A 24,988-nucleotide genomic window follows, 5' to 3' on the forward strand; every position below is an offset into this window, starting at 1 on the left:
GTCCGCCTGATAAACGATCGCCATGCCGCTCAAGGTCGCCGCCTTCTATCAATTCGCCGCGCTATCGGACTTCCGGGAGTTGCGCGAACCGCTGCGCTCGTTTGCTGCAGGCCTCGGGCTGAAGGGCAGCGTGCTGCTGGCGCATGAGGGCATCAACGGTACGGTTGCGGGCGGCGATGCGAGCATCGACGCGTTCGTCGGCGAATTGCAGCACGGCGCCCTTTTCGGCGGGCGGCTCAGCAATCTCGAACTCAAGTTTTCGACCGCTTCCGAGATGCCGTTTCGGCGGCTGAAGGTCCGGCTGAAGAAGGAAATCGTTGCACTCGGAGATATGGCGGTCGATCCGACCCGACAGGTCGGCACCTATGTCGAGCCGTCAGACTGGAACGAACTGATCGCAGCGCCCGACACTCTGGTGATCGATACCCGCAACGTCTTCGAAGTGGCGATGGGGACGTTCGAAGGCGCGGTCGACCCCGGCATCAAGAGCTTTGGGCAGTTCAAGGAATTCGCCGCGCAGAAGCTCGATCCGGCGAAGCACAAGAAGATTGCGATGTTCTGCACCGGCGGTATCCGATGCGAGAAGGCCAGCGCCTATCTGCTGGCGCAAGGATTTGACGAGGTCTATCATCTCAAGGGCGGTATCCTCCGCTACCTCGAGGGCGTACCGGAGAATGAGAGCCGCTGGCGCGGCGAATGCTTCGTGTTCGACGAACGCGTGGCGCTGGGCCACGGCCTGCGGCAACGACGAGGGAACGATGGCGCCCAAGAATGACGTCGCCGCACTGAGCGAGCGCATCGACGCACTGGAAATACGGGCGACGTTCCAGGATGAGACGATCGAGGTACTGAACCACACGATTACCGCACAGTGGCACCAGATCGATGCGTTGACGCGCCAATTGGCTGAACTGAAGGAGCGCCTGCGGGAAGCCGAAAGCAACTTCCCCGGCCCGGCGAACGAGCCGCCGCCGCATTATTGAAGTACAAACAGAAACGGCTTCCGCTTGGGGAGACCGTTTGCCACACGAAACGATTCACGCCATTTGCATTAGCGGAAGACGGCGCGAATCTTGTGCCACAGCGATGGATTCTCATCGTGATCGGCTTTCGACGGCGCCGGTTGCGCAACGCTCACGGGGTCCGATGCCGGAAAAGTGTCGACCAGTCCGGCCTCGAGTTTTTCGTGGATTTCCCGGTCGGCCTTCAGCGCTTCGCGGGGATCGTCTGCGTGCTTGTCATGCGCAGCAGGATTGAACTTCTGGGCCATAGGAACCTCCATAAGTGAGATAACGGCCCCGTTTTGCGCCGGTTCCACGTTTGCGCCCGCTATCCGTCCTTGGCCCCGAGGGAACCTGCGTGTATCAGAGGCGCATCAGCCTCGCCCGCAGGAATCCACGTTTTGTCTCAGAAGTCCGTCGTGAAACCTTTTGTCGAAGTGCTCTCCGGCCGCAGGCAGAAGGTGCCGCCGGTGTGGATGATGCGACAGGCCGGTCGCTATCTGCCGGAGTATCGCGAGCTGCGCGCCAAAGCTGGAAGCTTTCTCGACCTGTGCTTTACGCCGGAATATGCCGCCGAGGTAACGCTGCAGCCGATTCGCCGTTTCAACTTCGATGCGGCGATCATCTTTTCCGACATTCTCGTCATCCCCTACGCGCTCGGCCGCTCCGTGCGCTTCGAGGCCGGCGAAGGTCCGCGGCTCGATCCGCTGGATACCCCCGAGCATGTCGCGGCGCTCGCGCGCCATGCCGATTTCGGCAAGCTCGAACCGGTCTATGAAGCGTTACGTCGCGTGAAGCGCGAGCTCGCACCTGAGATCGCGCTGATCGGCTTCTGCGGCGCGCCCTGGACGGTCGCAACCTACATGGTTGCAGGACAGGGCACGCCGGACCAGGCGCCGGCGCGGATGATGGCCTATCGTCATCCCGAGGCGTTCGCTGAAATCATCGACGTGCTGGTGGAGAATTCGATCCAGTATCTGCTCGGCCAGCTCAAGGCCGGCGCCGACTGCTTGCAGATCTTCGACACCTGGGCCGGCGTGCTGCCGCCGCGCGAATTCGAGCGCTGGTCGGTCGAGCCGGCGAAACGCATCGTCGCCGGCGTGCGCGCGCAAGTGCCGGATGCCAAGATCATCGGCTTTCCGCGCGGCGCCGGCGCGCTGCTGCCAGCCTATGTGGAGGCAACGGGCGTCAACGCGGTCAGCATCGACTGGGCGGCCGAGCCTTCGATGATCCGCGAGCGCGTGCAGAACCGCGTCGCCGTGCAGGGCAATCTCGATCCGCTGGTGTTGATCGCAGGCGGTGACGCACTCGACCGCGCCGTCGACGATGTGCTGGCGAACTACGCGCAAGAACGGCTGATCTTCAACCTCGGCCACGGCATCCAGCCGGAAACCCCGATCGCCCATGTCGAGCAGATGCTCAAGCGGGTGCGGGGGTGGAAGGGATGATGCGCGACATCGTCGTCATGCCCGCGAAGGCGGGCATCCAGTAACCGCCAGCGGAGGTAAGAGCCGAGACGTCACGGCGTACTGGATCATCCGCCGGAGCCTGTCATCGGGCGCGCGTTCGCGCGACCCGTTGGCGGATGATGACGGCGGTGTTTGCCGCTAACGCCGTTGCCTACCTTGCATCCTCCAAAATCATATCGGACGCCTTTTCCGCGATCATGATGGTCGGCGCATTGGTATTGCCGGACATCAGGTCCGGCATGATCGAGGCATCGACCACGCGAAGGCCTTCGGTGCCGCGCACGCGCAAGCGCTGGTCGACGACCGCGAGCGCGTCGCTGCCCATCCGGCAGGTCGAGGTCGGGTGATAGACCGTGCTGCCGGTGCGGCGGCAGAAATCCAGCAGTTCGTCGTCGCTCTGTACCTTCGAACCCGGATCGACTTCCGAGACCGCGTAAGCCTTCAGCGCGGGGGCTGCGAGGATCTTGCGCAGGATGCGGATGCCGTCGATGAAAGCGCGGCGATCGGTTTCGGTGGCGAGGTAGTTGATACGGATTTCCGGCGGCACCGAAGGGTCCGCGCTTCTGATACGCAGCGAGCCGCGGCTTTCGGGGCGCAACTGGCAGACGGAGGCGGTGAAGCCGGAAAGCGCATGCAGCTTCTCGCCCATCTTGTCGGTCGAGAACGGCAGGAAGTGAATCTGGATGTCGGGCGACGCCAGCCGCGGACTGGTCTTGAAGAAAGCGCCTGACGTGCCGGCGGCGATCGTCAGCGGCCCCTTGCGCAAGGCTGCGTACTGAATGCCCGCCATCATCTTGCGGATCGGATTATTAACGACATCGTTGAGCGTACACTTTTGCGAACAGCGCGTGATCAGGCGGACCTGCATGTGGTCCTGCAGATCGTTGCCGACACCGGGCGCGTCGAGTACGATCTCGATGCCGTGCTGCTTCAACAGATCCGCCGGTCCGACGCCGGAGAGCTGCAGCAGTTGCGGCGAGTTGTATGCGCCACTGGAGACCAGAATTTCCTTACGCGCCCGCACCGTGCGCACGCGGCCTTCCTGCTTGTACTCGACCGCCTTGGCGCGGTGTCCTTCGAACAGGATGCGCTGCGCCAGCGAGGAAGTCTCGATGTGCAGGTTAGGTCGCTTCCTAGCGGGACGAAGGTAGGAGAACGCCGTGCTGGCCCGGCGCCCACGCCTTGTCGTGGTCTGGAAAAATCCCGCGCCCTCCTGCGTGGCGCCGTTGAAATCGGGGTTGGTTGGAATGCCGGTCTCGGCCGCAGCGATCACAAAGGCTTCCGACAGGGGATCGTGATGCCGCCAGTCGGACACCGGCAGCGGACCGCCGGCGCCGTGATATTTGTCCGCTCCGCGCTGCTGGTTTTCGGCCTTCCTGAAATAGGGCAGCACGTCGTCATAGCCCCAGCCGGCATTGCCGCGCTGGCGCCAGCGATCGTAGTCCTCATGCTGGCCGCGCACATAGAGCAGGCCGTTGATGGAACTGGAGCCGCCAAGCACCTTGCCGCGCGGCTGGAACACCTGCCTCCCATTCAATCCCGGTTCCGGCTCGGTCTGATACATCCAGTTGACGGATTTTTCCTTGAAGAGTTTTCCGTAGCCGAGCGGCACGTGGATCCAGAGATTGGTGTCCTTCGGCCCGGCCTCCAGCAACAGGACGGAATGCTTGCCGTCGGCCGTCAATCGATTGGCGAGCACGCATCCGGCCGATCCGGCACCGACGATGACGTAGTCGAATTCGGAAGTGTCATTGTTATTGTTCATTTGTTTCCCCCGCGGGCGCCCAAAGAGGTAGCTGGGCCGCCACGGGCGGTCAATTGCCTCGCCGTCGCAGGCAAGTAGAATCGATCTTCAATTGCAGCCGGCGCCGGCTAGCTTGCCAGTTTCAAAAAGTCCGGTGGCCGGCGCTCGGCAAACGCAACGAAAGCCTCACGCGCCTCCATCGTCTTCAGGCGAGCCGCGAACTGCTCGCTCTCGGCCTTGATCTGCGCCATCAAAAGTTCCGGATTGCGCATCAGCCGTTTGGTCGTGCTGACGGCGCCCGCCGGCTGTTTTGCCAAGCGGGACGCGAAAGCCTTCGCTTCCGCATCGAGCTTGTCGAGCGGCACCACACGGTTGGCAAGTCCCCACGCGAATGCGGATTTGGCATCGACCGCCTCACCGAGCGCGAACATCTCGAAGGCGCGGGCATACCCAATGCGAAGCGGCATCAGCAGGCTGGAAGCTGCTTCCGGCACCAGCGCCAGATTAACGAACGGCGTCGACAACAGCGCATTCTCGGCCAGCACGACCAGATCGCAATGCAAGAGCATCGTGGTGCCGATGCCGACGGCGCGGCCCTGTACGGCTGCGACCAGGGGGCGGCTCGAATGTGCAAGCGCCTGCAGGAAGCGGCCGACATGGCGCTCGCCCTGAAGTGCGCCGGTCGCAATGGCTGCAAATTCGCCGACGTCGTTGCCGGCGGTGAACATGTCGCCCTCGCCGCGGATCAGCAGCACGCGCACAGATGAATCCGTCTCCGCGGCTTCGATCGCGTCCGCAAGCGCGCCGTACATCGCATTCGTCAGCGCGTTCTTCTTGTCGGGGCGAGCCATCGTCAGGCTCAAAATCCCGTCGCTCTTCTCGATCTTGATGTGCTCGGTCATTCGTCTTCTCCTTTGGGAAATCTGCTCTGCATGGTGGCAAGCCAGCGCGCAACGACATCGATCTCGGCGTCGGTAAACCCATCCGTGAGTCGCGCGTTGACCTCAGCGAGCCCGGCTTTCGACTGCGCCATCGCCGCGCGGCCGGCCGGCGTCAGCCAGAGACGCCATGCACGCCCGTCATCCGGATCGGCCCGCCGCTCGATCAGGTTCGCCGCCGTCATCCGGTCCACCAATCCGCTGATCCCGGGTGGTCCAAGATCAAGCGCCGCACCCGCCTCGCCCATCAGGGCGCCGTCGCGCTGACCCAGGACGAAGAGCAGGCCGGACTGCGCGGCAGTCACGCCGCCGTGCGGGGACCGCGCCGCCATCCAGCGCTGCAGCCGGCGCTGCGCGACGTTAAGCAGGAACACCAGCCGGTGCTCGCGACGCGGACTCATATCGATTAGATCAATTTATTTCGCATGCGAACTATCTAAGGCAAATGCAAGGAAGTTGTCACGATGAATTTGATCGGGCTCATCGATGATATTCACGGGCTCGTCGGCTTGAAAAGACCTGGCGAGGAAGAAAATCAAGTATAGACAGTGACTTAGTTAAAAAATCGATTTTCGATTGACGATCCCATCTGCTCTCGCCAAGCTGCCCGCCATGAGCAGTATCGGGTTGAGCTTTGGTGAGCGCCTCGCCGACGAGCGGCCGCGAAGCCTGACGTCCGCCGTTCAGGAACGGCTGCGCGCGGATATTCTCTCGACCCGGCTGCCACCCGGCCAGAAGCTGCATATCGCCGGTCTCGCCAAACAGTTTTCGGTCAGCCTCGCCGCGGTGCGCGAAGCGCTGTCGCGGCTGGTCGCGGACGGGTTGGTGCAGGCATCCGACCAGCGCGGCTTTCGTGTCAGCCCGGTATCATCAGCCGACCTCAGGGACGTGACTCAGACGCGCGTCGATATCGAAGGTCTGGCGCTGCGCCGTTCGATCGAGCGTGGCGATGCGGCTTGGCTTGCCTCGGTCGAGAAGTCTTTTACGGCGCTCTGCGCCGTCCCCCACACCTATCCCGACGATCCGACGCATCACTATGAAGAATGGATAGTGCGGCACCGCGTCTTCCACCGGACACTCGTGAACGCCTGCGGCTCGCAATGGTTGCTGGGCTTTCGCGACGTCCTGCACGAGCAGAGCGAACGCTATCGAAGGCTTGCGATCCGGCGCAACACTGAACACACACGCGACGTCGAGGCCGAACACGCGGCAATCGTGCATGCCGTGCGCAGGCGCGATGCCGATGCCGCGGTCGCGGCTCTCTCTAAGCACTTCATGACGACCATGCACCTCGTCGAGCTCGCTACACCCAAAACCTTCGGAGGTGGCGACACCGCGTGATCGACCGTTCGAAGACCAAATCAAATCAAGAAAAGCAAAGGGAAACGTCACCATGAGAATAACGCGACGCTACATATTGGGAACGATTGCGGCCGCCACCGCGCTTGGCGCATCCGGCATGGCGCAAGCTGCCGATACCGTCCGCATCGGGCTTCCGACAAAGACCTACTGGCCGACGACGATCGCGGAAACCGCGGTGCGCCAAAAACTGTTCGAGAGGGAAGGCATCACGGCTGAACTCACGATCTATCGCGGCGGCGCCGAGACCTTCGAGGCGATGGCGGCGGGCGCCGCCGACGTCATTCTCGACGCCACTTCGCTGGTATCGGCCGGGCGCAAGAAGGGCGTGAACTCCAAGGTGCTCGCGAGCGCCGCAACGGGCTATTACGGCTGGCAGTTGATGACGCTTTCGAAATCGACGCTTGGGGTGAAGGACCTGAACGGCAAGAAGGTCGCCATCACCTCCGCGGGCTCCGGCTCCGACCTGCTGGCGTTGTGGACCCAGCAGGACAAGAAGATCGAATTCACCCGCGTTCCCGTTGGCGGCGGCGGCCTGGTGCCGAACCTGCTCGCCGGTAACGTCGACGCGGCCGTCGTCTATTCGCCGCTGAGCTTCCAGATCTCAAAATCTGGCGAAGCGCGCACCATCCTCGATTTCTCCAAGGAAGTACCGCCGAACCTCGCCGCAGGCTGGATCGCGCTCGACAAATACGTGCAGGACAAGCCGCAGCTCGTACAGAAGACGCTGAACGCGCTCTATGGCGCACTGATGTACATGCGCGCCAACAAGGACGCCTCCGTCAAGCTGATCACCGAACTCTATGAAATTCCCGCCGAGATCGCGGCGCTGGAATATGAGAACACGATCATGAAGCTGGAAACCGACGGCAGCATGGATGGGTCGAAAATTCCGGAACAGCTCCAGCTGGCGCTCGACATGGCCAAGGCCGGCGGCATGAAGGACCTTGGGCCGGCCGCGGAAATAATCTCGACGCAGTTCAAGCCGGTTCCGACCAAGTTCTGAGACAAGCGCGATGCAAAGCGGGTTAGTGGTAAAGGCGGCGCGGATCGCCATTGTGGTGGCGCTGTTTGCGATATGGGAAATCCTGTCGCGGACCGGCATCGTCAATCCGCGCCTGCTTCCCTCCGCCTCCGATACGCTGTCAACGCTTGGCGAGCTCTTGCAGCGCGCGAGTGTGCGCAAGGATCTCGCGGTCACCGCAACCGAGGTGGTGACCGCGTTCGCCCTCGCCGTTCCGGTCGGCGCACTGATCGGCTTCCTGATCGCGGAGAACCGCTATTTTGCCGAGGTGGCAAAGCCGCTGCTGTTCTTCGCCTTCAGCATTCCGAAGTCGATCTTCCTGCCGATGTTCATCCTGGTGTTCGGGGTCGGCTTTTCGCAGAAGGTGGGCTTCGGGTTCTTCTCGACGATCTTCATCGTGATCATGTCGACCACGACGGCGGTAGAGTCGGTCAAGGTTGAGCATTTGACGGTCGCCCGCTCCTATGGCGCGACCCCTGTTCAGACTGCGTTCCGCGTCTACCTGCCGAGCATGCTCCCCGTTCTGCTGGAAGCGCTGCGGATCTCGATGATCTTCAACGTCACCGGCGTCATTCTTGCCGAAATGTACGCCTCGCGCGACGGGATCGGGCACCAGATTGCGACTTGGGGCGAGAACTTCCAGATGAAGCAATTGCTGGCCGGCGTGGTGATGATCGCCGCCATCGCGATTGCCTTCAATGAACTGGTCAGATGGGTGGAAACACGATGCAGCCATTGGCGAACATAACCCCGCTGAAGCCGGCCGGCGCGATCGAAGTCCGCAATGTCGGGCAGATCTTCAAGACCACGACGCAGGACGTCGTCGCACTGGAGGACGTCTCGCTCGATGTCAAACCGGGCCGCTTCGTCGTGCTGGTCGGCCCGAGCGGCTGCGGCAAGTCGACGCTTTTGATGATGATGGCGGGTTTGCGCCAGCAGACCTCCGGCACCATCACCATCAGCGGCGCGCCGATCCCCGAGCCCGATCCGAACCGGGTCGGCGTGGTGTTTCAGGAAGCCAGTCTGTTCCCCTGGCTGACGGCGGAAGAAAACGTCGAGTTTCCGCTGGCGCTGCGCGGCGTCACAAAAAACGATCGCCGCGCCAGGGCGCAAGACGCGCTGAAGCTCGTCGGACTTGACGGCTTCGGCAAGCGCCATCCACACGAGTTGTCGGGCGGCATGAAGCAGCGCGTCTCGATCGCGCGCGGCCTGGTGCAGGATCCGCCGGTGCTGCTAATGGACGAACCGTTCGCGGCGCTCGACGAACAGACCCGCATGACCATGGGCGACGAGTTGCTGCGGATCTGGGCGGCGACCGGCAAGACCGTGGTATTCGTGACCCATAGCCTGACGGAAGCGGTCTATCTCGCCGACGAGGTGATCGTGATGTCGCCGCGCCCTGGCCGCATCGTCGATCATCTGCAGGTCTCGCTGCCCCGCCCACGCACCTATGAGATGCTGAGCGGCGACGCGTTCGGCAGCCTGCGCGACCGCATCTGGCGGCACATCCGTAAATCGGCGTGAGACTGGCATGAGCGCGGCAACACTTCGCAGATTGATCGTGATCGGCCTGATTGTGCTGTGGGAAATCCTGCCGCGTGCCGGCTTCATTCCGGAACTGTTTCTGCCGTCGCTGTCCTCGACGCTCGCGGCCGGATGGAACGAGGCTGGCGAATACGGCCACGCCCTTGCCGTCACGCTCTACGAGGTCGCGATCTCGATGGCGTTCGCCTGCGGCGGCGGCATTTTGCTCGGCGCCATCGTCGGCAGCCTGCCGCGGCCGCGCATCCTGATCATGCCGATGGTCTCGAGCCTCTATGCGGTGCCGCTGGTCATCCTTTACCCCGTCTTCACGGTCTGGCTCGGCATTGGCTCGGAATCCAAGATCGCATTCGCTTCGATCTATGGCTTTCTGCCAACGATGCTGGCGACAGCCGCGGGTATCCAGACCATCGATCCGCAGTTGCTGCTGGCCGCCCGCAGCATGGGCGCGACGCTGAGCCAGCGGCTGGTTCGCGTTATCATTCCAGCAGCGATCCCGACCGTGCTGTCGGGACTGCGCGTCGGCGGCGCGCTTGTGATCGTCGGTGTGGTGGTGTCGGAAATGCTGATCTCGTCCGCAGGCATCGGTTATCTGATCTCGCGCTACCGCACCATTCTTGACAGTCCACATGTGTTCGCCGGCGTGTTGCTGGTGCTGGCGATGGCCATCGCCTTCAACGCCGCCATCAAATGGATCGAGCGCAAGGCCGCGATCTGGCAGACCGGCACACGCGCCGGGCAAGACTCCGCGGGCGAAGTCGCGCCGACTGCCCTGCAGCCTGCGACTTGACGGAGTTTGAACGTGTTCGACCTGACGTTGACATTCGACAATGGTCCCGACCGCGGCGTCACGCCGCGCGTGCTGGATACCTTACGCGAACGCGGTATCAAGACGACGTTCTTTGTGATCGGCGAAAAGCTCTCCGATCCGGAACGCCGCCGGCTGGCCGCACGCGCGCATGAAGAAGGCCACTGGATCGGCAATCATACTTTTACGCACGCCGTTCCGCTCGGGCAGCAACGCGATCCGAACGTGGCACAAAGCGAGATCGGCCGGACGCAGGACGCGATCGGCAACCTCGCCCATCCAGAGCGCTGGTTCAGGCCGTTCGGCGGCGGCGGCAATCTCGATCAGCGGCTCTTGAAACCCTCCGTGGTCGAGTACCTCATTCGCAACAGGCATAGCTGCGTACTCTGGAATGCGATCCCGCGCGACTGGGACGATCCCGATGGCTGGGTCGACCGAGCCCTCGACCTGTGCCGCTCGCAGCCGTGGAGCCTGATGGTGCTGCACGATCTGCCTGGCGGCGCCATGGATCACCTTGAGCGCTTTCTCGACCGAGCAGAGGAAGCCGGCGCGCGCTTCCACCAGGACTTTCCGCCCGACTGCGTCCCGATCCGGTCGGGCAAGATCGTGCTGCCCATCCAACCCTACGTTTCCAACATCGAAGAGAGTGTCACAACATGAGGATCGCGAGTTTCAAGGCAGGTCAAACGGCCACCTACGGCCTGGTCACGAACGCAGGCATTATCGATGCCGGAAAGCGGCTTAAGGCTTATCCGAGCCTGAAGTCGCTGCTCGCCAACGGATTGCTCGACGAACTGAAAGCGCTGCAGGGTGAGCGTCCCGATTATGCATTGGCCGAAATCGAGCTGCTGCCGACCGTGCCCGACCCGGACAAGGTCTTCTGCATCGGCGTCAACTACGCCACCCACCTTGCCGAAAGCGGCCATCCCACGCCGCCGCACCCGATGATCTTCACCCGTTTCGCCAATAGCCAGGTCGGCGGCGGCCAGCCGATGATCCGGCCGCTGGAATCCGAACGTTTCGACTTTGAGGGCGAGATGGCCGTCATCATCGGCAAGGCCGGCCGCCGGATTTCGCGGGGAGAGGCGCTCGCGCATGTTGCGGGCTATGCCTGCTACAATGACGGCAGCATCCGCGACTGGCAGCGCCACACCTCGCAATTCGCGCCGGGAAAGAATTTTGTCGGCACCGGCGCGTTCGGACCATGGATGGTCACGACGGACGAAATCCCCGATATCAGCAAGCAGACCATTGCGACCCGCCTCAACGGCGTCGAAGTGCAGGCCGCGCCGATCTCGGACCTCGTGTTCGACGTCCCTGCCCTGATCGCCTACTGCTCGACCTTCACCGAACTGGTTCCGGGCGACGTCATCGTCACCGGCACCACCGGCGGCGTCGGCGCCTACCGCACGCCGCCGCTGTGGATGAAGGATGGCGACGTGGTCGAGGTCGAGATATCCGGCATCGGCGTGCTGCGCAATCCCGTGAAGGACGAGGTTGCGGCGGCTGCGACACGCGCGGCTTGAGAATTGAGAAAGCAATAACAAGAGCAAGGAGACACTGATGAACCTGCCGAAACATCTTCTGCCGACCACCGTCGTCGGCAGCTACCCGCAGCCGGAATGGCTGGTCGATCGCGCGATGTTGTCAAAGGTCGTGCCGCGCACACGCCTGCACGCGATGTGGCGACTGCCTGCGGAGCACCTGGAAGAAGCGCAGGACGATGCCACCATCGTTGCGATCAGGGACATGGAGCGCGCCGGCATCGACATCGTGACCGACGGCGAAATCCGCCGCGAGAGCTATTCCAATCGCTTCGCCACCGCGCTTGAAGGCATCGACGACGAGAATCCGGCGATGATCACCTCGCGCAGCGGACACGAAACGCCGGTGCCGCGTGTAGTCGGCCCGGTAAAACGCCGCGGCCCGGTCGAGCTGCACGACATGGAATTTCTGCGGGAAAATACCGATCGCGCGGCCAAGATCACCCTGCCCGGCCCGTTCACGATGAGCCAGCAGGCGAAGAACGAGTACTACAAGGACGACGAGGAGCTGGCGATGGCATTTGCCGAAGCCGTCAACGCCGAAGCGCTCGATTTGCAAAAGGCCGGCGCTGACGTGATCCAGCTCGACGAGCCCTGGGTGCGCAACAACCCGGACCTTGCCCGCCGCTACGCCGTGAAGGCGATCAACCGTGCCCTGCAAGGCATCACCGTGCCGACCGTGGTGCATCTGTGCTTCGGCTATGCCGCGGTCGTCCCCGGCTCGACCAAGCCGGCCGGCTATTCCTTCCTTGCTGAACTTGCCGACACCAGTGCCGAGCAGATTTCGATCGAGGCAGCGCAGCCGAAGCTCGATCTCGGCGTGCTCAAGGACCTGTCGTCGAAGAAGATCATGCTCGGCGTACTCGACCTCGGCAATCCCGAGATCGAATCCGCCGGCGTGGTGGCCGGCCGCATCCGCAACGGCCTCAAGCACGTCGCCGCCGACCGGCTGGTCATCGCGCCCGATTGCGGCATGAAATACATGCCGCGCCATGTCGCGTTTGGGAAATTGAAGGCGATGTGCGACGCGGCAGCGACGGTGCGCAAGGAGATCAGCTAAGCGGCCTGCCCTGCAGCCACGCCGCACCGCGCGCATACAAAGCCTCGACCTCGGGGCCCTTCAGGCCGGGCATGTCGCGCTTGATTGTGTAGCCGATACGGGTCTGCAAATAGGCGAGATGGCGGTAGCCCGGCGGGAATTGCTCGAGGAGAGCCTTGTCCAGCACCGGGGCCGTGCCCGGCGTGACGGGGTCCATGCGGTCCTTCTCATAGATCGGCTGGCGCAGCACGATGCCCCAGCGTCCCTCCCGCTTTTCGAGGAAGTCGTAGAATCTCCCGGTGCAGAGCACGTCGCACAGCACGCCCTCGACCTCGGCACGCTGCGAGATCGTCATTTTGGTCTGCGCAATCGCGCGGGCGCCTGCGAGGTCAACCGAGATGCCGCCGAGAAAATGCAGGATGCTGACGCCCTTGGCCCAGGCCTGCTTGCTGATTTCGATGAACTGGTCGCCGGTGCCCTGCGTCCAGGTCGCCATCATGCGGCCGTCCGGATGCCAGACCGTGCGGAAACGCTCCCAGTCTCCGGCATCGCGCCAGATTGCCCAGTTCTGCAACAATTCCCGGATCAGGCGATCGTCTTCAATTTCGGCGTGACTTAAAGGCATGCGGGCATTTTTCCCTTGGGACGTATTTTCTCAAGCATCCATGAGACATAACCGTGGGGACTTCCACTGACAGGCCGGCGTCTTCACAACAGCTTCGCGCGGACGAACAGCGCGCGCAAGGCGTCGGTCGCCTGCACGGTCAGCATCGCGTTATCAGCGGCGCCCTGCAGCGCCTGCACGGCCTCGGCATGCAGCGCGCGGAATTCGATCCATTCGATCGAGGAGAGATTGGTGATGAAGCGATAGGCCTGGCCGACGGTGGCGATCGACACCGTCCTGCCGTTCAGGCTGATCTTGAAGAGCGCCCGCAGCGGAGTGTCGGAATCGGCGGCATCGCCCGCAACTGCGGTCATGACGAAGATGGCGAACGCCGCGACGCGGTGAGGCCTTCGCGCAGACTCGGCACGACGACGAGCCGCTTGACCTCGCCGTTCCGGTAGGCCTGCAGGAACCTGTCGTAGTCCTTGATCGAGACGCAACCGTTGGAATCGCCGTTGGGCCCGAGCAGGTAGCTGTGCACGAGCAGGCCCGTTCGCCCGTGCATTTCGTTTTCGCCGATCGGGGTCATGCGCAGCGCCGCGACGCCGTGAAACAGTTTCTCGCGCGGCTTCAAATCGTAAACGTTCGGCGGGGTCGCGCCGACCATGCGCTGGTCGACATGTGCCGGATTGTCCATCAGGTTGCCCAGCCCTGAGTGTGCCTCGAGCTTGGTGCCGCTCGGCAGATAAACGGCGCGGGCCGAAATATCGTAGACGGCGGTCTGACTGTCATAGCCTAGCGCCGCCAGATCCTTGCGCTCGCTGAGCAGCCCATCCCCCGGCGTCAACGAGGCCAGCGAGAAGCGCATCGGCACCAGATCGGCAAGCTTGTCGAACATGGTGCGGTTGTCGGACGAGACCGGCGGCGGATCGCTTCTCGCCGACTGAAGGTTGGCCAGGACCGGCCGGGATCTCGGGAGCGGGATGGACGCTTCGACTGTCGGGGCCGGCGGCGGAGGCTGCACGTTCTCCTCACGCGATTGCTCCTCGCGCGATTGTCCGCCCAACAGGATTTCGATGTACGCGAACTCCGCATCGAAGTCCGCGCGCTGCGGGCGGGGGGCGGCGCGCCAGGGATAGTTGATGGCCAGCGAACGTCGCACCGAGGCGTGGCCGAAGCGCTCGTCGAACGAGGATGTGCTGCCGACGTTCGCGGATGCAGGCTTGACCAAGCCGATCACATCGAAATCGGCCACCCATGCAGCCAACCCCAATGCCATGGCGAGCGCCGCCGTGCCGAATGCCATCTCACGGAGCAATCGGGTACCGCGGCTTGACGCAAGCCCGGCTGCGCTGGTCTTAGCTCTATCCATTCGTCCCCGGATCGGCGCTTCGGAATAGAATGATTCCCAAGGGATTCACCGAATAAGTCCCTCCATAATGCAAACCAAAGTAAGGCATAATCGAGACAATCGCTCACGGCTATCATGACCGGCCGAATTCACAGGTTCAAGCCTCGTATTGGTAAACGGGCCGGGGTTTTCGACCAGCAGAGCCGTGCTCAAGGCCGGAGAATTGGATTGGTATTCGGTGCCGGCGCCTCTTCCATCTCGGCGTGCTCCGGCAGCTTATCGCCATGTACGGCCAGCGCCGGCCCGATCCAGATCGGATCGGCCAGATGATCCCGGCGCGGATTGGTCGTATTCGGATGGACCAGAACGCTCAGATTGCCATGGTTGAGCATCAGCCATGGCACCAGTTCGGGGAATATCTCGCGGGCAAAGGCGACCTGGTACATGGCCTGATCGTGCGGGCCGACCTTGACGTCGTGCCACCGTCCGAGCGTGACCGAAAAGCGCTCGCCGATCCACGTGCGCAGTTGCTCGGCCTCGGCCCGCGTGGTCGCCGGATCGTAGTAGATGTGGGCGTGATAGCTGGCGATTTCGCCTAGTGGTCGCGGACCGCTCGAACCGGGCTCACCTGTCATTGCCTTCGCTCCACGCCATCGTTGGACCCGGCCGATGATCGCTACAACCGGAGGCGTGGTCAATATGCAGCTATCAGTCCGGAGCCTTCGCCTGTTCGACGATCTCGACCGCCAGTTCGGGACAATTGGCCCTCGCAATCCATGCCCGGTCTTCGAGCGTGGGTGGAATTTGGCCAGAGCCGCGGACGCGTGCGTTGCCGAATTCGTCCAGCTCGAACAATTCAGTCGCCAGGGCATGGCAGCGCGCATGGCCCTGACACTTTTCCGGATCGATTTTCACGATGAGAACGCGGCTTTCGCTCATGCGGTTACGCCCGGCCGGTTTCGGAAAGAAGGAAACGCTTCTCGACGTTGCGCTTGATGTTTTGAAGTCCGATCGCCGCCTCTTCATCCATCCGGGCGATCTGCGCAGGGCTTGGCTCCGATGGCCGGTCGGGGTTGCATAACGTCCGCGTATATTTCGTGCCGGCTGCGGTCGCCTCGAAAGTGTAGCGGATGACGATCTTGCCGATGAAATCGGTATCGGCTTCGACGGTCCAGGCCCTGGACGGATCGCTTTCGGTCACGACCCACGCCAGATTCACCTCGCCGCGCTTGATGTGCCACTTCTCGCGAAAGGTCTCGCCGCGCAGCAGGGGGCGGTTTTCGCCGTCGATGTGATGGGAGGCGGCGAGCCACTCCGGCCAGGAATTCGGATTGCAGACATAGTCGTAGACCGCCGGGGGCGGAGTCTCGATCATGATATCGTGGCTTCGTTCAAACGATACGCCCATGGCTGGTCCTTCTCTCAAGTTCTTTGCTGTATGCAAACGGACGAGCGTTCGGCTCATCCGATCCTAATCGGCAGATTGCGCGGGCCTCGAACCGTCCCTTGCGACCAGGTGGTGGGCTTCGAAATATCTAGGCTGAAGACAGGAATGCGCTTCAGCCATTCCTGCAACGCCACCACCATTTCCATCCGCGCAAGGTTCGAGCCGATGCAGCGGTGAATTCCGAGCCCGAAGGCGGCATGCGGATTGTGCTTGCGATCGATTACGACCTTGTCCGCATCGGGAAACTTTCCGGGATCGCGATTGGCGGCGGGAAACGACAGCAGCACCATCTGCCCTTCCCGCAGTTGGCAGCCGCCGATATCGGCCGTTTTCGCAATCTCCCGTGCCATCGTCACCGGCGCATAGGCACGCAATAGTTCTTCCACCGCGGTTGGAATCGATTCCGGCTCCGCGACGAGCCTCGCCCGATCCTGCTCGTGCGTCGCCAAATGCCATAGCGATGATCCGATCGCGCTCCAGGTGGTATCGATGCCGGCCACAAGCAGCAGGCGTAATGCACCAAGAACCTGGCGGTCCGAGAATGGTTCGCCATCGGGCGAACGCGCTGCGATCAGGAAGCCGACGAGATCCTCGCCCGGATTTTCGCGGCGTGGTTTGATTTGCACCTCGAAATAGGCGGCGATCGCCTCCTCCGCCTGCCGAAGCGCCGCTTCGTCGGTGACGCCGGTCTGCAGCGCCATCGTGATCCATTCGCGAAACTGATCGCCGTGCTGGGCCGGAATCCCGAGCATCTGACTGTTGATCAGCACGGGAATGGTCTGGGCGTAGTCGACCGCGCCGTCGCACATGCCATTGGCGACGAAGCGGTCGATCAGCTCATTGCAAACTGCCCGCGCCTTTGCTTCGAGCCTGGCGACGGCCTGCGGCGTGAAGGGTGGGATCAGGACCATCCGCATCGGGCGGTGGTCAGGCGGATCCGACGTGATCGGCGGCGAATTCACCCGGTAGTCGCTCTCGCGGACCACCACGCGGCGCGACGAAGCGGCTGGCGCGGGAACGGCTTCTGCTCGTCTTGCCTCGCCGCGGCTGCATCGTCACGCCGCTCCGGCCCGAGGAAGAGGTGATGCTGATCGAAACGCGGCGCGCGATCGAGACGCTGGTGGTGGAGAGAGCGGCCAAGCGGGGGCGACGCCGAGCGCAGACAGTTTGGCGAGATCGCCAGCCGGATGAAGACTGCCCTGCGCACACAGGATTTCGATGCCTTTGCGCGGCTGGACGCCGAATTTAACCGCCTCTGTATTGCCGCCTGCCGGAACGAGCTTGCAGGCTCGATGATGCAGGTGATCGCACCCCTCAATCGCCGCTTCTGGTTTACCCATCACGGCCGGACACTGTCGAAGGAAGGCGTCGAGGCGCACATCGAGATCGCGCTCGCGCTGTCGCGCGGCGACGCCAAGGCCGCACTGGCTGGAACCGAGCGGCTGCTGCGCTATGTCGAGAGCCGCGTCGGTCAGTCTAGCGTGACCGCCTGCTGAAGGACCTTCTCAACCCGTTCGCTTCTGGCCGCCCTCGAAGACGGTCATCCCAGCAGCGGGGTCGAGGTCAACCTCGGTCGCTTCCGTCAGGCGGGCCATCGTCATGTAGAAACCGATCGCAAGAATCGATTCAACGATCTCCTGCTCGCTGAAATGCCTGCGCATGGCGGCAAAGACCGGTTCAGCGACGCGCACGTTCTCGATCACTTCGCGGCCGAACGCCAGCAGCGCCTGTTCGGCGGCATTGAAGGCGGCGTCCTCGTATTTGCCCTGTTCGATGCAGTCGATCTGCCGCTGGCTAACGCCGACGCCGAGCGCGATCGGAACATGCTGCCGCCACTCATACTCGCCGTGCTCCCATTGCGCGACCTGAAGAATCAGCAATTCGCGATTGATGTGGCTGAGCTTCTGGCGGTGCAGGATCGAATTAGCGAACCGCATCGCCGGAATGAAATTGGCCTCGGCATGCGCCATCATGCGGAAGATGTTCAATACGACCGGCATCCGATCGAAGGACGCGCGCACGTCGCCGCTGGTTGTCGCCGGATCGATCAGGGGAAGTCTGGCCATTCGGCTCTCCTTGCGCTTGCCGTTCTTGTTGCCGTTGCGGACGCTTCCGCGCTCTGGTCGTAACTCACTTCACGGTTGCCGGACCGCGCATCGCTCAGCGGCCGCCGACTTCGCGGATCGGATCGGAGCCGTCCCAATCGGCGGCAACGCGGCGGATGTGCTCGAAGAAACTTCCCTTGCTTCCGCTGATGTCTGAAATCTCCACCACGGTGCCGGGATGGGCTTGGGTATCGAAATAGGCGAAGCGGCCTTTTTCGCCGCCGATCTGGCCCTCGTGTCCAACTTTGTAGCCCAGCGACAGCGCGCGGTCGTAGAGGGCCTGATATTCGCGGGTCCAGTACGACATGTGCTGCAAGCCTTCGCGGCCGGAATCGAGAAACTCCTTGTACATCGAGGGCGCGTCATTGCGCTGCTGGATCAACTCGATCTGGAGATCGCCGGAATTGGCGAGCGCCACGCTCATCTCCATGGCGGAGTCCTGGCCGCGGTGGCGGAAGTAATCGGTCTTGACTCTGTTGATGTAGTACCAGGGCCCGACGCCCATCACATTGACCCAATGATCCATGGCGGCGCGGATATCGCGGACGACATATCCGTTCTGGCAGACTGCACCAAAGATACGGCTCATCACGACCTCCAGTCTGCTGCCGGCGCCGCGAGTCACACCGTTCGTATGGAGAGAGCTCCCACGCGGATCGCATCTATGATGCGATCCGACCTCCCCCGCAAGCGGGAGAGATGAAGCCGCGCCCGTACTGCACTCAGTTCGTCCCGAACAGCAGGGGCAACTGACGCGGGCCGCGAACGGTGCCTTCCGACCATGTGACCTTGCCGGCCGGATCGAGCCTGAAATCAGGAATCCGCTTCAGCCATTCCTCGATCGCAACCGTCATTTCCATGCGGGCGAGGTTGGAGCCGACGCAGCGGTGAATGCCGAGGCCGAACGCGGCGTGGCGATTCTCCTTGCGGTCGATGACCACCTTGTCGGCATCGGGGAACATGGCGGGGTCGCGGTTGGCGGCCGGGAACGACAGCAGCACCATGTTGCCGGGCCTGACCGGACAGCCACTGACCGTCGTCTCCTTCATCACCTCACGTGCCATCGTCACCGGCGAGTAGGCGCGCAGCAATTCCTCAACTGCGAGCGGCATCAGCGCCGGTTCCTTGACGAGGCGCTCGCGGTCCGCGGGCGTCTTGGCCAGATGCCACAGCGAGGACCCGATCGCGCTCCAGGTGGTGTCAATGCCGGCGATCAACAGCAGCCGCAGCGAACCCAGCACATGTTCGTCCGTGAGCGGGTTTCCGTCCTTGTCCTTTGCCTTCATCAAGGTCGAGATCAGATCGTCGGTCGGATTCTTCTTGCGCTGCTCGAGGTGGCCGGCAAAATAGCCGGTCATCTCCTTCACCGCGTCCATCAGCGCGTTGTCGTCCTTGATGCCGAGTTCGAGGATGCCGTGAATCCATTTGATGAAGAGGTCGCCGTCCTTCTCGGGAATTCCGAGCATGTGTGCGATGGCACGCACCGGAACGTGCTTGGTGTAGCGCGCAGCGGCGTCGCATTTGCCCTCGGCAATGAACTCGTCGATCAGCTCGTTGCAGATCGCGCGGACCCGCGGCTCCAGCTTCTTCATCGCATCCGGGGTGAAAGGCGGCAGCAGAATTTGCTTGGCCGGCTTGTGCTCGGGCGGGTCGGAGGTGATCGGCGGCGCGCGGGCCGTAATCTCCGGGCGCACGTCGCGCACGATCACGCGTCGGGAAGAAAAGTGCTCGGTGTCGTAGGCGATTTCCTTCACCGCCTGGTACGTGGTCGGCATGTAGCAGCCGAGAAAGCGCTCGGTGTGAACGACCGGCGAAGCGGCGCGCAGCTTTTCCCAAATCGGAAACGGATCTTCCGTCCACACGGGGTCGGTATGGTCGAAATCGTTGATCCAGTCGGTGACTGGCGGATGCTCGGGCATGATGCTGGCGGAATCGGACATCGGAGCAATTCCTCTGCTTGGTTCGTTCAGATCGTAATGGATGAAAGATCCGCGACCGGATTATTCTTCGGTCACCTCGATGGCAATTTCCGGACAGTTACTCTGGGCGAGCCAGGCCTTGTCTTCCAGGCTCGCAGGCACAGAACCGTCGCCTGTTTCGTGCGCGTTGCCGAATTCGTCGAGCTCGAATAGTTCGGGGGCCAGTGATTTACAGCGCGCGTGTCCCTGGCATTTATCCTGGTCGACGCGGATCTTCAGCTTTGCAGCCATCGCAGCGTTCCCCTCTTTGTGGCGCGCATTATCTCGCGCTGCCTTTCGTCGGCGCAGCGGCACAGATTGCCGCAGCACCGCGAAGTTATATCATATTACATTCGCGTTGCCGTTGTGCTGTCAAGGCAAAAGTTATAGATCATGGAACTGAATGTCGCCTCGACCCGCACGTAAAGCGCTGAATGCCTACCACCATGGGGATCTTCGTGATGCCCTGGTTCAGGCCGCGTTGCACGAAGTGGAACTAGGCGGTCCCGAAGCGATCAGCATCAGCGCACTGGCCAAGAAGCTCGGTGTCTCGCAGCCGGCGCCGTACAAGCATTTTGCCGATCGCGAGACGCTGCTGACGGCTGTGACGGCCGAAGCGTTCCGCCAGTTCAGCGCCATGATGCGTGCGGCGCTTGAAAAGCCGTCGAAGCAGTCGAAGCTGTCACGCTTCGCGCAGCTCACGCTTGATTTCGGCCTGCGCCGCAACGGTATCTATCGCCTGATGTTCGCGTCTCGAACCATGGCATGCGCGCCGAAAGGCAGCGAGCTGCATAGTGCAGCAATGGAGACCTTCGAACTCCTGGTAGAGGCGCTGGAGGCGCCCGCTGTAGAACTGTTGCGCGAGCGGAGCGCTCTGAAGATCTGGGCCTCGCTACACGGCGTGGTCATGCTCGCCGAACAGGGATTGCTCACCGGCCAGGCTGCCCATGTCAGCCGGGAAGAACTGGTCGAGGATATCGTGGCGGAAACCAAGCTCGCGCTGTCCGTTGCCATCGAGAAGGCCGGCAAGGCTGGTTCATGACGGCAAGGCTCCGACGGCCGAACCTCACACTGCCGACAATACCGACCTTTATGGCGGTGCATCGGTTTCACCATGAGCCTCTTCATCGAAACGCTCGCGTTCGAGGCGATGCTGAAACAGGTCCAGCTCGTTGTTCCTTGTGGCTTCGCTGCTGTCCGGCATCGTCGCCGCGCTGCTTTTTGCGGCCATCGGCCGATCAAACGAAGTTCCGGCTTCCCGATAGGGCGGAGCAAACGCGCCACACCTTCATGAGATCGAAGCCCGGATGGCAGCCGCTGCTTGTATTCGCCATGGGCAAATGATCTAGCTTGTCCAGTCAAGGGCAACGCCGGTTGAGCACGAGTTTTACCAGATCCACTGCACCGCGCCGTCTGAAACTCGCGCTAGCGCGATCCGTCAGAAGCGTAGCGCTCGGCATGCTGGTGTCGTTTTGCGTTACGGGCCTTGCGCTTGGAAAAGACGAAGGCGACGGTGAGGAGGATGCGGCCAAGGCAAAACCAGCCCTGCCGAACTTCTACCTCGATATGAGAACCATCTACTCGACGCTGCCCGCCGGCTCGCTCTCGATCGGATTCAGCGCGCCTCCGTTGTTATCGAGGCTGGCGAACCTTTCCTCGCTCCGAACCCCTACCTCGCCGTCGAGCCAAAGCGTCTCGGTCGACCTGCCCTTGACCGTCGATGTCAACGATCGGCTCTCGGTCTATGGCGGGGTCAGCGGAGCCACCTCGCAGGCGGGTACCGATCCCTGGACGATGTTCTCGATCTACGCCTTCACCATCGGATTTCAGGCCGACCTCTATCAGCAGAACGGCGGAACGTTCCCGACCATCACCATCCAAGCCAACGCGACGCGATCGATTTCGGACGCGCCGCTGGCCACGACGGCCTACAACACCATCCTCGAGGCGGGCTACGCGCTGGACGCGGACGAGACGCGCGGGTTGCTGGCGGGGATGCAATACACCAGGGTTCTGGTCGATACCCCGCTCGCCCGTGTCAGTCCCGACGTCATGGGCTATGTCGGCGGCTATTATCAGTGGGACAACAACTGGAAGTTCACCGGCCGCTTCGGCGTGCAATCCTTTGGCGGCGCGCAGCTTCTGAACCTGACGCCGTTTCCCGCGTTCACGCAGCCGATCGTACGGTTCGATCTCGACCGCATGGACGACGACGACAACAGGCTATTCGGCATCACCGCGCAGATTGCGTGGACGCCGAAACCGTCCTACCAGCTAACGCTTCGAACGCCGCTCTATGCGATCAAGAATTAGCAGCGAAGCCGCGGCAGGAACGTCAGCCGATGGTCCGACAACGGGCGTTGACCGGATCGGAACCGCCTACGATCGGTCTACTCTCATGCCGGGTGCGGATCCCGCACAGCCGCGCCGCGCAATAGCTTCCCGATCTCCGGCTTGCAGGCGCCGCAATTGGTGCCGGCCTTCAGGCGCCGGCCGACGTCGTCAACGCCAGCCGCTCCCTTTTGGATTTCGGCCGAGATTTGGTGCTGCCCGACGCCGAAGCACGAGCAGACGATCGGCCCGATATCGTCGCCTGTATCGAGCGGCTGCCCCGTCAGCAGCGACATCCGCGCACTAGGTGACAATTCCTGTTCCGCGAACAGGCCGGAGAGCCACGACCGCGAAACCAGTCGGTGATCGGGTGCGATGAACACGCAACCCTCCAGCCGGCCGTCGCGAACAGCGGCATAGCGGAAGCGGCCAACCTTCGGATCGCGATAGGCGATCCACTCGATGTCGTGCCCGACGCGGAGTTGTGCCCGCGCCCAATCGCGCCAGCTCGGCGGCCGCTCGTCGCCGGCAAGCTCCATCCGCCAGCAGGTCCCTGATAGCCCGCCGACCCAGTAACCCGCGGCGGGATGCTCGATCTCCCGGCGGCTCAGGATGAAGGCATGCCATCTCGGCAAGTAAGCCGCCGCCTTGACCGGCGTGTGCTTGGACTCTGGCTGTCCGGAGATCGGATCGGTGGCCGGATTGACCAGCGCGTTGACCCGGCCCTCGCCGGCATACTCGCCATTCCAGTGCATCGGCACGAACACGCAGCCGCGCCGCTGCTCGGCGGTAACGACGACGCGCGCCGCCATCTCGCCCCAGGGGCTGGTCAGCCGCGCGAGCCCGCCATTCTCGACGCCGGCTGCGCGTGCATCATCGGGGTGAAATTCCGCACAGGGCTCGAAGATGTGCGCCAGCAGCCGCGGCGACTTCCCGGTCCGCGTCATGGTGTGCCATTGATCGCGGACCCGCCCGGTATTGAGCGCCAGCGGATAGTCGCGGCTGGTCGCGTTGACGGCTGCGCGCGGCGTCACCGCCACGAAACGGGCTTTGCGGTCGACAGTGAAGAATTCGCGCGCTTCGAACATCCGCGGCGTGCCGGTCGGATATTCCCTCGTCACTGGCCATTGGATCGGAGTAAGCGCATCGTAAGCGCGGTCGTCGAGCGTGTTCAGAGCGGACAGGTCGAAATCGCGCGTCCCGTTATTCTCGAAACTCGAAAGCCCGGCGTGCTCGCGGAAGATCGCCGCAGCGCTCGGATAGTCGAACCCCGAAAAGCCCATGCGCCGGGCGACGTCGCAGACGGTCCGCCAATCGGCTCTTGCAGCGCCGGGCGTCGGCAGGAACGATCGCTGCCGGGAAATGCGGCGTTCGGAGTTGGTGACGGTGCCGTCCTTTTCGCCCCAGGTGAGCGCCGGCAGCAATACGTGAGCGTGACGTGTGGTGTCGGTATGCCGCATGCAATCGGACACGACAACGAGCTCGCATGCCTCGAGCGCGCGGCGTACACGATCGGCATCCGGCAGGCTGACCAGCGGATTGGTGGACATGATCCAGACCGCCTTGATGCGCCGATCGGCAATCGCGTCGAACATGTCGATGGCCTTGAGGCCCTGCTTGTCCGCGATCACGGGCGATTGCCAGAAGCGTTGAACGATGTCGCGGTGCCGCGGGTTCTCGATCTCCATATGGGCGGCAAGCTGGTTGGCCAGCCCGCCGACTTCCCGGCCGCCCATGGCGTTGGGTTGTCCAGTCAGCGAGAACGGCCCCATGCCGGGCCGCCCGATGCGGCCGGTCAACAAGTGACAGTTGATGATCGAGTTGACCTTGTCGACGCCACTGCTCGACTGGTTGATACCTTGCGAATAGAGCGTGACGACCCGCTCGGTTTTGGCAAACCAGTCGAAGAACAACGCCACTGCGCCCTCGCCCAGCCCACAGATGTCGGCCGTCTGTGCGACCGTCTGGCCGGCGACCTGCCGCAGCGCGGCTTCGGCTCCGGTGGTGAAGCCATCCACGAACGCGCGATCGATGGCATTGCGCGATGCAAGATGCGCGAGCAACCCGTTGAACAGCACGGAGTCGCTGCCCGAGCGAAGCGGCAGGTGCAGATCGGCGCCGTCACATGTCGCGGTCCGCCGCGGGTCGATCACGACGATGCGGCACGCGGGGTTGCTGGCCTTGGCCGCCACCATGCGCTGGTAGAGGATCGGATGGCACCAGGCGGCATTGGAGCCCACCAGGACCAGGAGATCGGCGGTTTCGAGATCCTCATAACAGCCCGGAACGGTGTCGCTGCCGAACGCACGCTTGTGGCCCGCCACGCTCGAGGCCATACACAGCCGCGAGTTGGTGTCGATGTTCGCAGTGCCGATGAAGCCCTTGGCGAGCTTGTTGATGACGTAATAGTCCTCGGTGAGAATCTGGCCGGAGACATAGAACGCGATCGAATCCGGTCCATGCTCGCGGATAATTCTGCCAAAACCCTCCGCGACATGGTCGAGCGCCGTATCCCAGTTCGTTTCCTGCCCGTTGACCACAGGAGCGAGCAGCCGCCCCTCGAGGCCAATGGTCTCAGCGAGCGCCGAGCCTTTCGCGCACAGCCGCCCGAAATTGGCGGGATGAAGCGGATCGCCCCGGACGGTCACGGCGCCGGCGGGACCCCTGTCAGCGATAACGCCGCAGCCGACCCCGCAATACGGACAGGTTGTCTTCACTGGCACG

30 protein-coding genes and 1 pseudogene are annotated in these 24,988 nt (G+C 62.9%); 14 read left to right on the top strand and 17 right to left on the bottom strand.

The window, feature by feature from the left end:
- Window positions 1-22 precede the first annotated feature (22 nt).
- Window positions 23-775 carry an oxygen-dependent tRNA uridine(34) hydroxylase TrhO gene (trhO, locus tag CQ13_RS17420; protein ID WP_057844081.1) on the top strand — a complete coding sequence of 251 codons (753 nt, stop codon included), beginning with the start codon at window positions 23-25 and terminating at the stop codon, window positions 773-775.
- The gene (locus CQ13_RS17425; RefSeq protein WP_057844082.1) at window positions 759-983 is read left to right on the top strand and encodes a SlyX family protein; all 225 of its coding nucleotides are present in this window, start codon (window positions 759-761) and stop codon (window positions 981-983) included. The genes trhO and CQ13_RS17425 overlap by 17 nt, the downstream gene beginning before the upstream one ends.
- A gap of 68 nt (window positions 984-1,051) precedes the next feature.
- Here CQ13_RS17425 and CQ13_RS17430 read toward each other — a convergent pair whose 3' ends face one another.
- Entirely contained in the window at window positions 1,052-1,270 is a 219-nt protein-coding gene (locus CQ13_RS17430; protein ID WP_057844083.1) for a hypothetical protein, read from the bottom strand.
- 132 nt (window positions 1,271-1,402) lie between these two features.
- Between CQ13_RS17430 and hemE the strand changes: the two genes are divergently transcribed.
- On the top strand, window positions 1,403-2,449 hold the full coding sequence (hemE, locus tag CQ13_RS17435; RefSeq protein WP_057844084.1) for a uroporphyrinogen decarboxylase: 1,047 nt from the start codon (window positions 1,403-1,405) through the stop codon (window positions 2,447-2,449).
- Between the two features lie 172 nt (window positions 2,450-2,621).
- Here hemE and CQ13_RS17440 read toward each other — a convergent pair whose 3' ends face one another.
- The 3 genes from CQ13_RS17440 to CQ13_RS17450 form a co-directional block, all read right to left on the bottom strand.
- Window positions 2,622-4,235: a GMC family oxidoreductase gene (locus tag CQ13_RS17440; protein ID WP_057844085.1), complete on the bottom strand. Its 1,614-nt coding sequence runs from the start codon at window positions 4,233-4,235 to the stop codon at window positions 2,622-2,624.
- A gap of 107 nt (window positions 4,236-4,342) precedes the next feature.
- Window positions 4,343-5,116 (bottom strand): enoyl-CoA hydratase, encoded by a 774-nt coding sequence (locus CQ13_RS17445; protein WP_057844086.1) that lies wholly within the window; start codon window positions 5,114-5,116, stop codon window positions 4,343-4,345.
- On the bottom strand, window positions 5,113-5,553 hold the full coding sequence (locus tag CQ13_RS17450) for a MarR family winged helix-turn-helix transcriptional regulator (protein ID WP_057844087.1): 441 nt from the start codon (window positions 5,551-5,553) through the stop codon (window positions 5,113-5,115). The genes CQ13_RS17445 and CQ13_RS17450 overlap by 4 nt, the downstream gene beginning before the upstream one ends.
- A 211-nt stretch (window positions 5,554-5,764) precedes the next feature.
- On the opposite strand from CQ13_RS17450, the gene CQ13_RS17455 reads away from it, so the two are divergent.
- Genes CQ13_RS17455 through CQ13_RS17490 form a run of 8 tightly spaced genes read left to right on the top strand, consistent with a single transcriptional unit; the run spans window position 5,765 to window position 12,489 of the window.
- Window positions 5,765-6,493: a GntR family transcriptional regulator gene (locus CQ13_RS17455; RefSeq protein ID WP_057844088.1), complete on the top strand. Its 729-nt coding sequence runs from the start codon at window positions 5,765-5,767 to the stop codon at window positions 6,491-6,493.
- Window positions 6,494-6,545: 52 nt separating this feature from the next.
- Window positions 6,546-7,517, top strand: a complete 972-nt coding sequence (locus CQ13_RS17460) for an ABC transporter substrate-binding protein (protein ID WP_057844089.1) — start codon at window positions 6,546-6,548, stop codon at window positions 7,515-7,517.
- Window positions 7,518-7,527: 10 nt separating this feature from the next.
- The gene (locus CQ13_RS17465) at window positions 7,528-8,283 is read left to right on the top strand and encodes an ABC transporter permease (protein ID WP_057844090.1); all 756 of its coding nucleotides are present in this window, start codon (window positions 7,528-7,530) and stop codon (window positions 8,281-8,283) included.
- Window positions 8,262-9,059, top strand: a complete 798-nt coding sequence (locus tag CQ13_RS17470) for an ABC transporter ATP-binding protein (RefSeq protein ID WP_245309208.1) — start codon at window positions 8,262-8,264, stop codon at window positions 9,057-9,059. Before CQ13_RS17465 ends, CQ13_RS17470 begins: the two co-directional genes overlap by 22 nt.
- Before the next feature lie 7 nt (window positions 9,060-9,066).
- Window positions 9,067-9,867 carry an ABC transporter permease gene (locus CQ13_RS17475; protein ID WP_057844092.1) on the top strand — a complete coding sequence of 267 codons (801 nt, stop codon included), beginning with the start codon at window positions 9,067-9,069 and terminating at the stop codon, window positions 9,865-9,867.
- A gap of 12 nt (window positions 9,868-9,879) precedes the next feature.
- On the top strand, window positions 9,880-10,545 hold the full coding sequence (locus CQ13_RS17480) for a polysaccharide deacetylase family protein (RefSeq protein WP_057844093.1): 666 nt from the start codon (window positions 9,880-9,882) through the stop codon (window positions 10,543-10,545).
- Entirely contained in the window at window positions 10,542-11,411 is an 870-nt protein-coding gene (locus CQ13_RS17485; RefSeq protein ID WP_057844094.1) for a fumarylacetoacetate hydrolase family protein, read from the top strand. Before CQ13_RS17480 ends, CQ13_RS17485 begins: the two co-directional genes overlap by 4 nt.
- Before the next feature lie 37 nt (window positions 11,412-11,448).
- On the top strand, window positions 11,449-12,489 hold the full coding sequence (locus CQ13_RS17490) for a 5-methyltetrahydropteroyltriglutamate--homocysteine methyltransferase (RefSeq protein ID WP_197427359.1): 1,041 nt from the start codon (window positions 11,449-11,451) through the stop codon (window positions 12,487-12,489).
- Here the strand turns inward: CQ13_RS17490 and CQ13_RS17495 are convergent.
- From CQ13_RS17495 to CQ13_RS17525, 7 genes are all read right to left on the bottom strand, one after another.
- A complete protein-coding gene (locus CQ13_RS17495; RefSeq protein ID WP_057844095.1) occupies window positions 12,482-13,093 on the bottom strand; it encodes a nuclear transport factor 2 family protein in 612 nt (203 codons plus the stop codon). The genes CQ13_RS17490 and CQ13_RS17495 overlap by 8 nt on opposite strands.
- Before the next feature lie 83 nt (window positions 13,094-13,176).
- The gene (locus tag CQ13_RS17500; RefSeq protein ID WP_057844096.1) at window positions 13,177-13,446 is read right to left on the bottom strand and encodes a hypothetical protein; all 270 of its coding nucleotides are present in this window, start codon (window positions 13,444-13,446) and stop codon (window positions 13,177-13,179) included.
- Entirely contained in the window at window positions 13,443-14,378 is a 936-nt protein-coding gene (locus tag CQ13_RS17505; protein ID WP_057844097.1) for a DUF2778 domain-containing protein, read from the bottom strand. The genes CQ13_RS17500 and CQ13_RS17505 overlap by 4 nt, the downstream gene beginning before the upstream one ends.
- Before the next feature lie 254 nt (window positions 14,379-14,632).
- Window positions 14,633-15,058: a DOPA 4,5-dioxygenase family protein gene (locus CQ13_RS17510; RefSeq protein ID WP_057844098.1), complete on the bottom strand. Its 426-nt coding sequence runs from the start codon at window positions 15,056-15,058 to the stop codon at window positions 14,633-14,635.
- A gap of 73 nt (window positions 15,059-15,131) precedes the next feature.
- A complete protein-coding gene (locus tag CQ13_RS17515; protein ID WP_057844099.1) occupies window positions 15,132-15,362 on the bottom strand; it encodes a ferredoxin in 231 nt (76 codons plus the stop codon).
- 4 nt (window positions 15,363-15,366) lie between these two features.
- A complete protein-coding gene (locus tag CQ13_RS17520; protein ID WP_057844100.1) occupies window positions 15,367-15,831 on the bottom strand; it encodes an SRPBCC family protein in 465 nt (154 codons plus the stop codon).
- Window positions 15,832-15,884: 53 nt separating this feature from the next.
- Window positions 15,885-16,856 carry a cytochrome P450 gene (locus CQ13_RS17525; RefSeq protein ID WP_245309209.1) on the bottom strand — a complete coding sequence of 324 codons (972 nt, stop codon included), beginning with the start codon at window positions 16,854-16,856 and terminating at the stop codon, window positions 15,885-15,887.
- Window positions 16,857-17,027: 171 nt separating this feature from the next.
- On the opposite strand from CQ13_RS17525, the pseudogene CQ13_RS17530 reads away from it, so the two are divergent.
- Window positions 17,028-17,366 (top strand): annotated as a pseudogene (locus CQ13_RS17530) (FCD domain-containing protein); the annotation flags it as partial.
- 9 nt (window positions 17,367-17,375) lie between these two features.
- On the opposite strand, the gene CQ13_RS17535 reads toward CQ13_RS17530, so the two are convergent.
- From CQ13_RS17535 to CQ13_RS17550, 4 genes are all read right to left on the bottom strand, one after another.
- Window positions 17,376-17,936 (bottom strand): carboxymuconolactone decarboxylase family protein, encoded by a 561-nt coding sequence (locus CQ13_RS17535; protein WP_057844103.1) that lies wholly within the window; start codon window positions 17,934-17,936, stop codon window positions 17,376-17,378.
- 94 nt (window positions 17,937-18,030) lie between these two features.
- Window positions 18,031-18,564, bottom strand: coding sequence for a VOC family protein (locus CQ13_RS17540; protein WP_057844143.1), 534 nt, complete (start codon window positions 18,562-18,564; stop codon window positions 18,031-18,033).
- Window positions 18,565-18,697: 133 nt separating this feature from the next.
- Complete coding sequence (locus tag CQ13_RS17545; RefSeq protein WP_057844104.1) at window positions 18,698-19,915, bottom strand: cytochrome P450; 1,218 nt, start codon at window positions 19,913-19,915, stop codon at window positions 18,698-18,700.
- Window positions 19,916-19,975: 60 nt separating this feature from the next.
- On the bottom strand, window positions 19,976-20,185 hold the full coding sequence (locus tag CQ13_RS17550; RefSeq protein WP_057844105.1) for a ferredoxin: 210 nt from the start codon (window positions 20,183-20,185) through the stop codon (window positions 19,976-19,978).
- A gap of 151 nt (window positions 20,186-20,336) precedes the next feature.
- Here CQ13_RS17550 and CQ13_RS17555 point away from each other — a divergent pair, with 151 nt between their 5' ends.
- Window positions 20,337-20,975, top strand: a complete 639-nt coding sequence (locus tag CQ13_RS17555; protein WP_057844106.1) for a TetR/AcrR family transcriptional regulator — start codon at window positions 20,337-20,339, stop codon at window positions 20,973-20,975.
- Between the two features lie 48 nt (window positions 20,976-21,023).
- Here the strand turns inward: CQ13_RS17555 and CQ13_RS43095 are convergent, their stop codons facing one another.
- Window positions 21,024-21,164 (bottom strand): hypothetical protein, encoded by a 141-nt coding sequence (locus tag CQ13_RS43095; RefSeq protein WP_156433727.1) that lies wholly within the window; start codon window positions 21,162-21,164, stop codon window positions 21,024-21,026.
- Between the two features lie 227 nt (window positions 21,165-21,391).
- On the opposite strand from CQ13_RS43095, the gene CQ13_RS17560 reads away from it, so the two are divergent.
- Window positions 21,392-22,246, top strand: a complete 855-nt coding sequence (locus CQ13_RS17560) for a hypothetical protein (protein WP_057844107.1) — start codon at window positions 21,392-21,394, stop codon at window positions 22,244-22,246.
- An 83-nt stretch (window positions 22,247-22,329) separates the two neighbouring features.
- Here the strand turns inward: CQ13_RS17560 and CQ13_RS17565 are convergent, their stop codons facing one another.
- Window positions 22,330-24,987 (bottom strand): nitrate reductase, encoded by a 2,658-nt coding sequence (locus tag CQ13_RS17565; protein ID WP_057844108.1) that lies wholly within the window; start codon window positions 24,985-24,987, stop codon window positions 22,330-22,332.
- Window position 24,988 lies beyond the last annotated feature (1 nt).

The sequence above is a fragment of the Bradyrhizobium retamae genome (assembly GCF_001440415.1).
In the GTDB taxonomy this organism is placed as follows: Bacteria; Pseudomonadota; Alphaproteobacteria; order Rhizobiales; family Xanthobacteraceae; genus Bradyrhizobium; species Bradyrhizobium retamae.

What these genes read in the sequence shown, in the direction of transcription:
- trhO (WP_057844081.1), top strand. Translation starts at nt 23, where the DNA reads ATGCCGCTCAAGGTCGCCGCCTTCTATCAATTCGCCGCGCTATCGGAC.
- CQ13_RS17425 (WP_057844082.1), top strand. Translation starts at nt 759, where the DNA reads ATGGCGCCCAAGAATGACGTCGCCGCACTGAGCGAGCGCATCGACGCA.
- CQ13_RS17430 (WP_057844083.1), bottom strand. Translation starts at nt 1,270, where the DNA reads ATGGCCCAGAAGTTCAATCCTGCTGCGCATGACAAGCACGCAGACGAT.
- CQ13_RS17440 (WP_057844085.1), bottom strand. Translation starts at nt 4,235, where the DNA reads ATGAACAATAACAATGACACTTCCGAATTCGACTACGTCATCGTCGGT.
- CQ13_RS17445 (WP_057844086.1), bottom strand. Translation starts at nt 5,116, where the DNA reads ATGACCGAGCACATCAAGATCGAGAAGAGCGACGGGATTTTGAGCCTG.
- CQ13_RS17450 (WP_057844087.1), bottom strand. Translation starts at nt 5,553, where the DNA reads ATGAGTCCGCGTCGCGAGCACCGGCTGGTGTTCCTGCTTAACGTCGCG.
- CQ13_RS17455 (WP_057844088.1), top strand. Translation starts at nt 5,765, where the DNA reads ATGAGCAGTATCGGGTTGAGCTTTGGTGAGCGCCTCGCCGACGAGCGG.
- CQ13_RS17460 (WP_057844089.1), top strand. Translation starts at nt 6,546, where the DNA reads ATGAGAATAACGCGACGCTACATATTGGGAACGATTGCGGCCGCCACC.
- CQ13_RS17465 (WP_057844090.1), top strand. Translation starts at nt 7,528, where the DNA reads ATGCAAAGCGGGTTAGTGGTAAAGGCGGCGCGGATCGCCATTGTGGTG.
- CQ13_RS17470 (WP_245309208.1), top strand. Translation starts at nt 8,262, where the DNA reads ATGCAGCCATTGGCGAACATAACCCCGCTGAAGCCGGCCGGCGCGATC.
- CQ13_RS17475 (WP_057844092.1), top strand. Translation starts at nt 9,067, where the DNA reads ATGAGCGCGGCAACACTTCGCAGATTGATCGTGATCGGCCTGATTGTG.
- CQ13_RS17485 (WP_057844094.1), top strand. Translation starts at nt 10,542, where the DNA reads ATGAGGATCGCGAGTTTCAAGGCAGGTCAAACGGCCACCTACGGCCTG.
- CQ13_RS17490 (WP_197427359.1), top strand. Translation starts at nt 11,449, where the DNA reads ATGAACCTGCCGAAACATCTTCTGCCGACCACCGTCGTCGGCAGCTAC.
- CQ13_RS17495 (WP_057844095.1), bottom strand. Translation starts at nt 13,093, where the DNA reads ATGCCTTTAAGTCACGCCGAAATTGAAGACGATCGCCTGATCCGGGAA.
- CQ13_RS17500 (WP_057844096.1), bottom strand. Translation starts at nt 13,446, where the DNA reads ATGACCGCAGTTGCGGGCGATGCCGCCGATTCCGACACTCCGCTGCGG.
- CQ13_RS17505 (WP_057844097.1), bottom strand. Translation starts at nt 14,378, where the DNA reads ATGGCATTCGGCACGGCGGCGCTCGCCATGGCATTGGGGTTGGCTGCA.
- CQ13_RS17510 (WP_057844098.1), bottom strand. Translation starts at nt 15,058, where the DNA reads ATGACAGGTGAGCCCGGTTCGAGCGGTCCGCGACCACTAGGCGAAATC.
- CQ13_RS17515 (WP_057844099.1), bottom strand. Translation starts at nt 15,362, where the DNA reads ATGAGCGAAAGCCGCGTTCTCATCGTGAAAATCGATCCGGAAAAGTGT.
- CQ13_RS17520 (WP_057844100.1), bottom strand. Translation starts at nt 15,831, where the DNA reads ATGGGCGTATCGTTTGAACGAAGCCACGATATCATGATCGAGACTCCG.
- CQ13_RS17535 (WP_057844103.1), bottom strand. Translation starts at nt 17,936, where the DNA reads ATGGCCAGACTTCCCCTGATCGATCCGGCGACAACCAGCGGCGACGTG.
- CQ13_RS17540 (WP_057844143.1), bottom strand. Translation starts at nt 18,564, where the DNA reads ATGAGCCGTATCTTTGGTGCAGTCTGCCAGAACGGATATGTCGTCCGC.
- CQ13_RS17545 (WP_057844104.1), bottom strand. Translation starts at nt 19,915, where the DNA reads ATGTCCGATTCCGCCAGCATCATGCCCGAGCATCCGCCAGTCACCGAC.
- CQ13_RS17550 (WP_057844105.1), bottom strand. Translation starts at nt 20,185, where the DNA reads ATGGCTGCAAAGCTGAAGATCCGCGTCGACCAGGATAAATGCCAGGGA.
- CQ13_RS17555 (WP_057844106.1), top strand. Translation starts at nt 20,337, where the DNA reads ATGTCGCCTCGACCCGCACGTAAAGCGCTGAATGCCTACCACCATGGG.
- CQ13_RS43095 (WP_156433727.1), bottom strand. Translation starts at nt 21,164, where the DNA reads ATGGCCGCAAAAAGCAGCGCGGCGACGATGCCGGACAGCAGCGAAGCC.
- CQ13_RS17560 (WP_057844107.1), top strand. Translation starts at nt 21,392, where the DNA reads ATGCTGGTGTCGTTTTGCGTTACGGGCCTTGCGCTTGGAAAAGACGAA.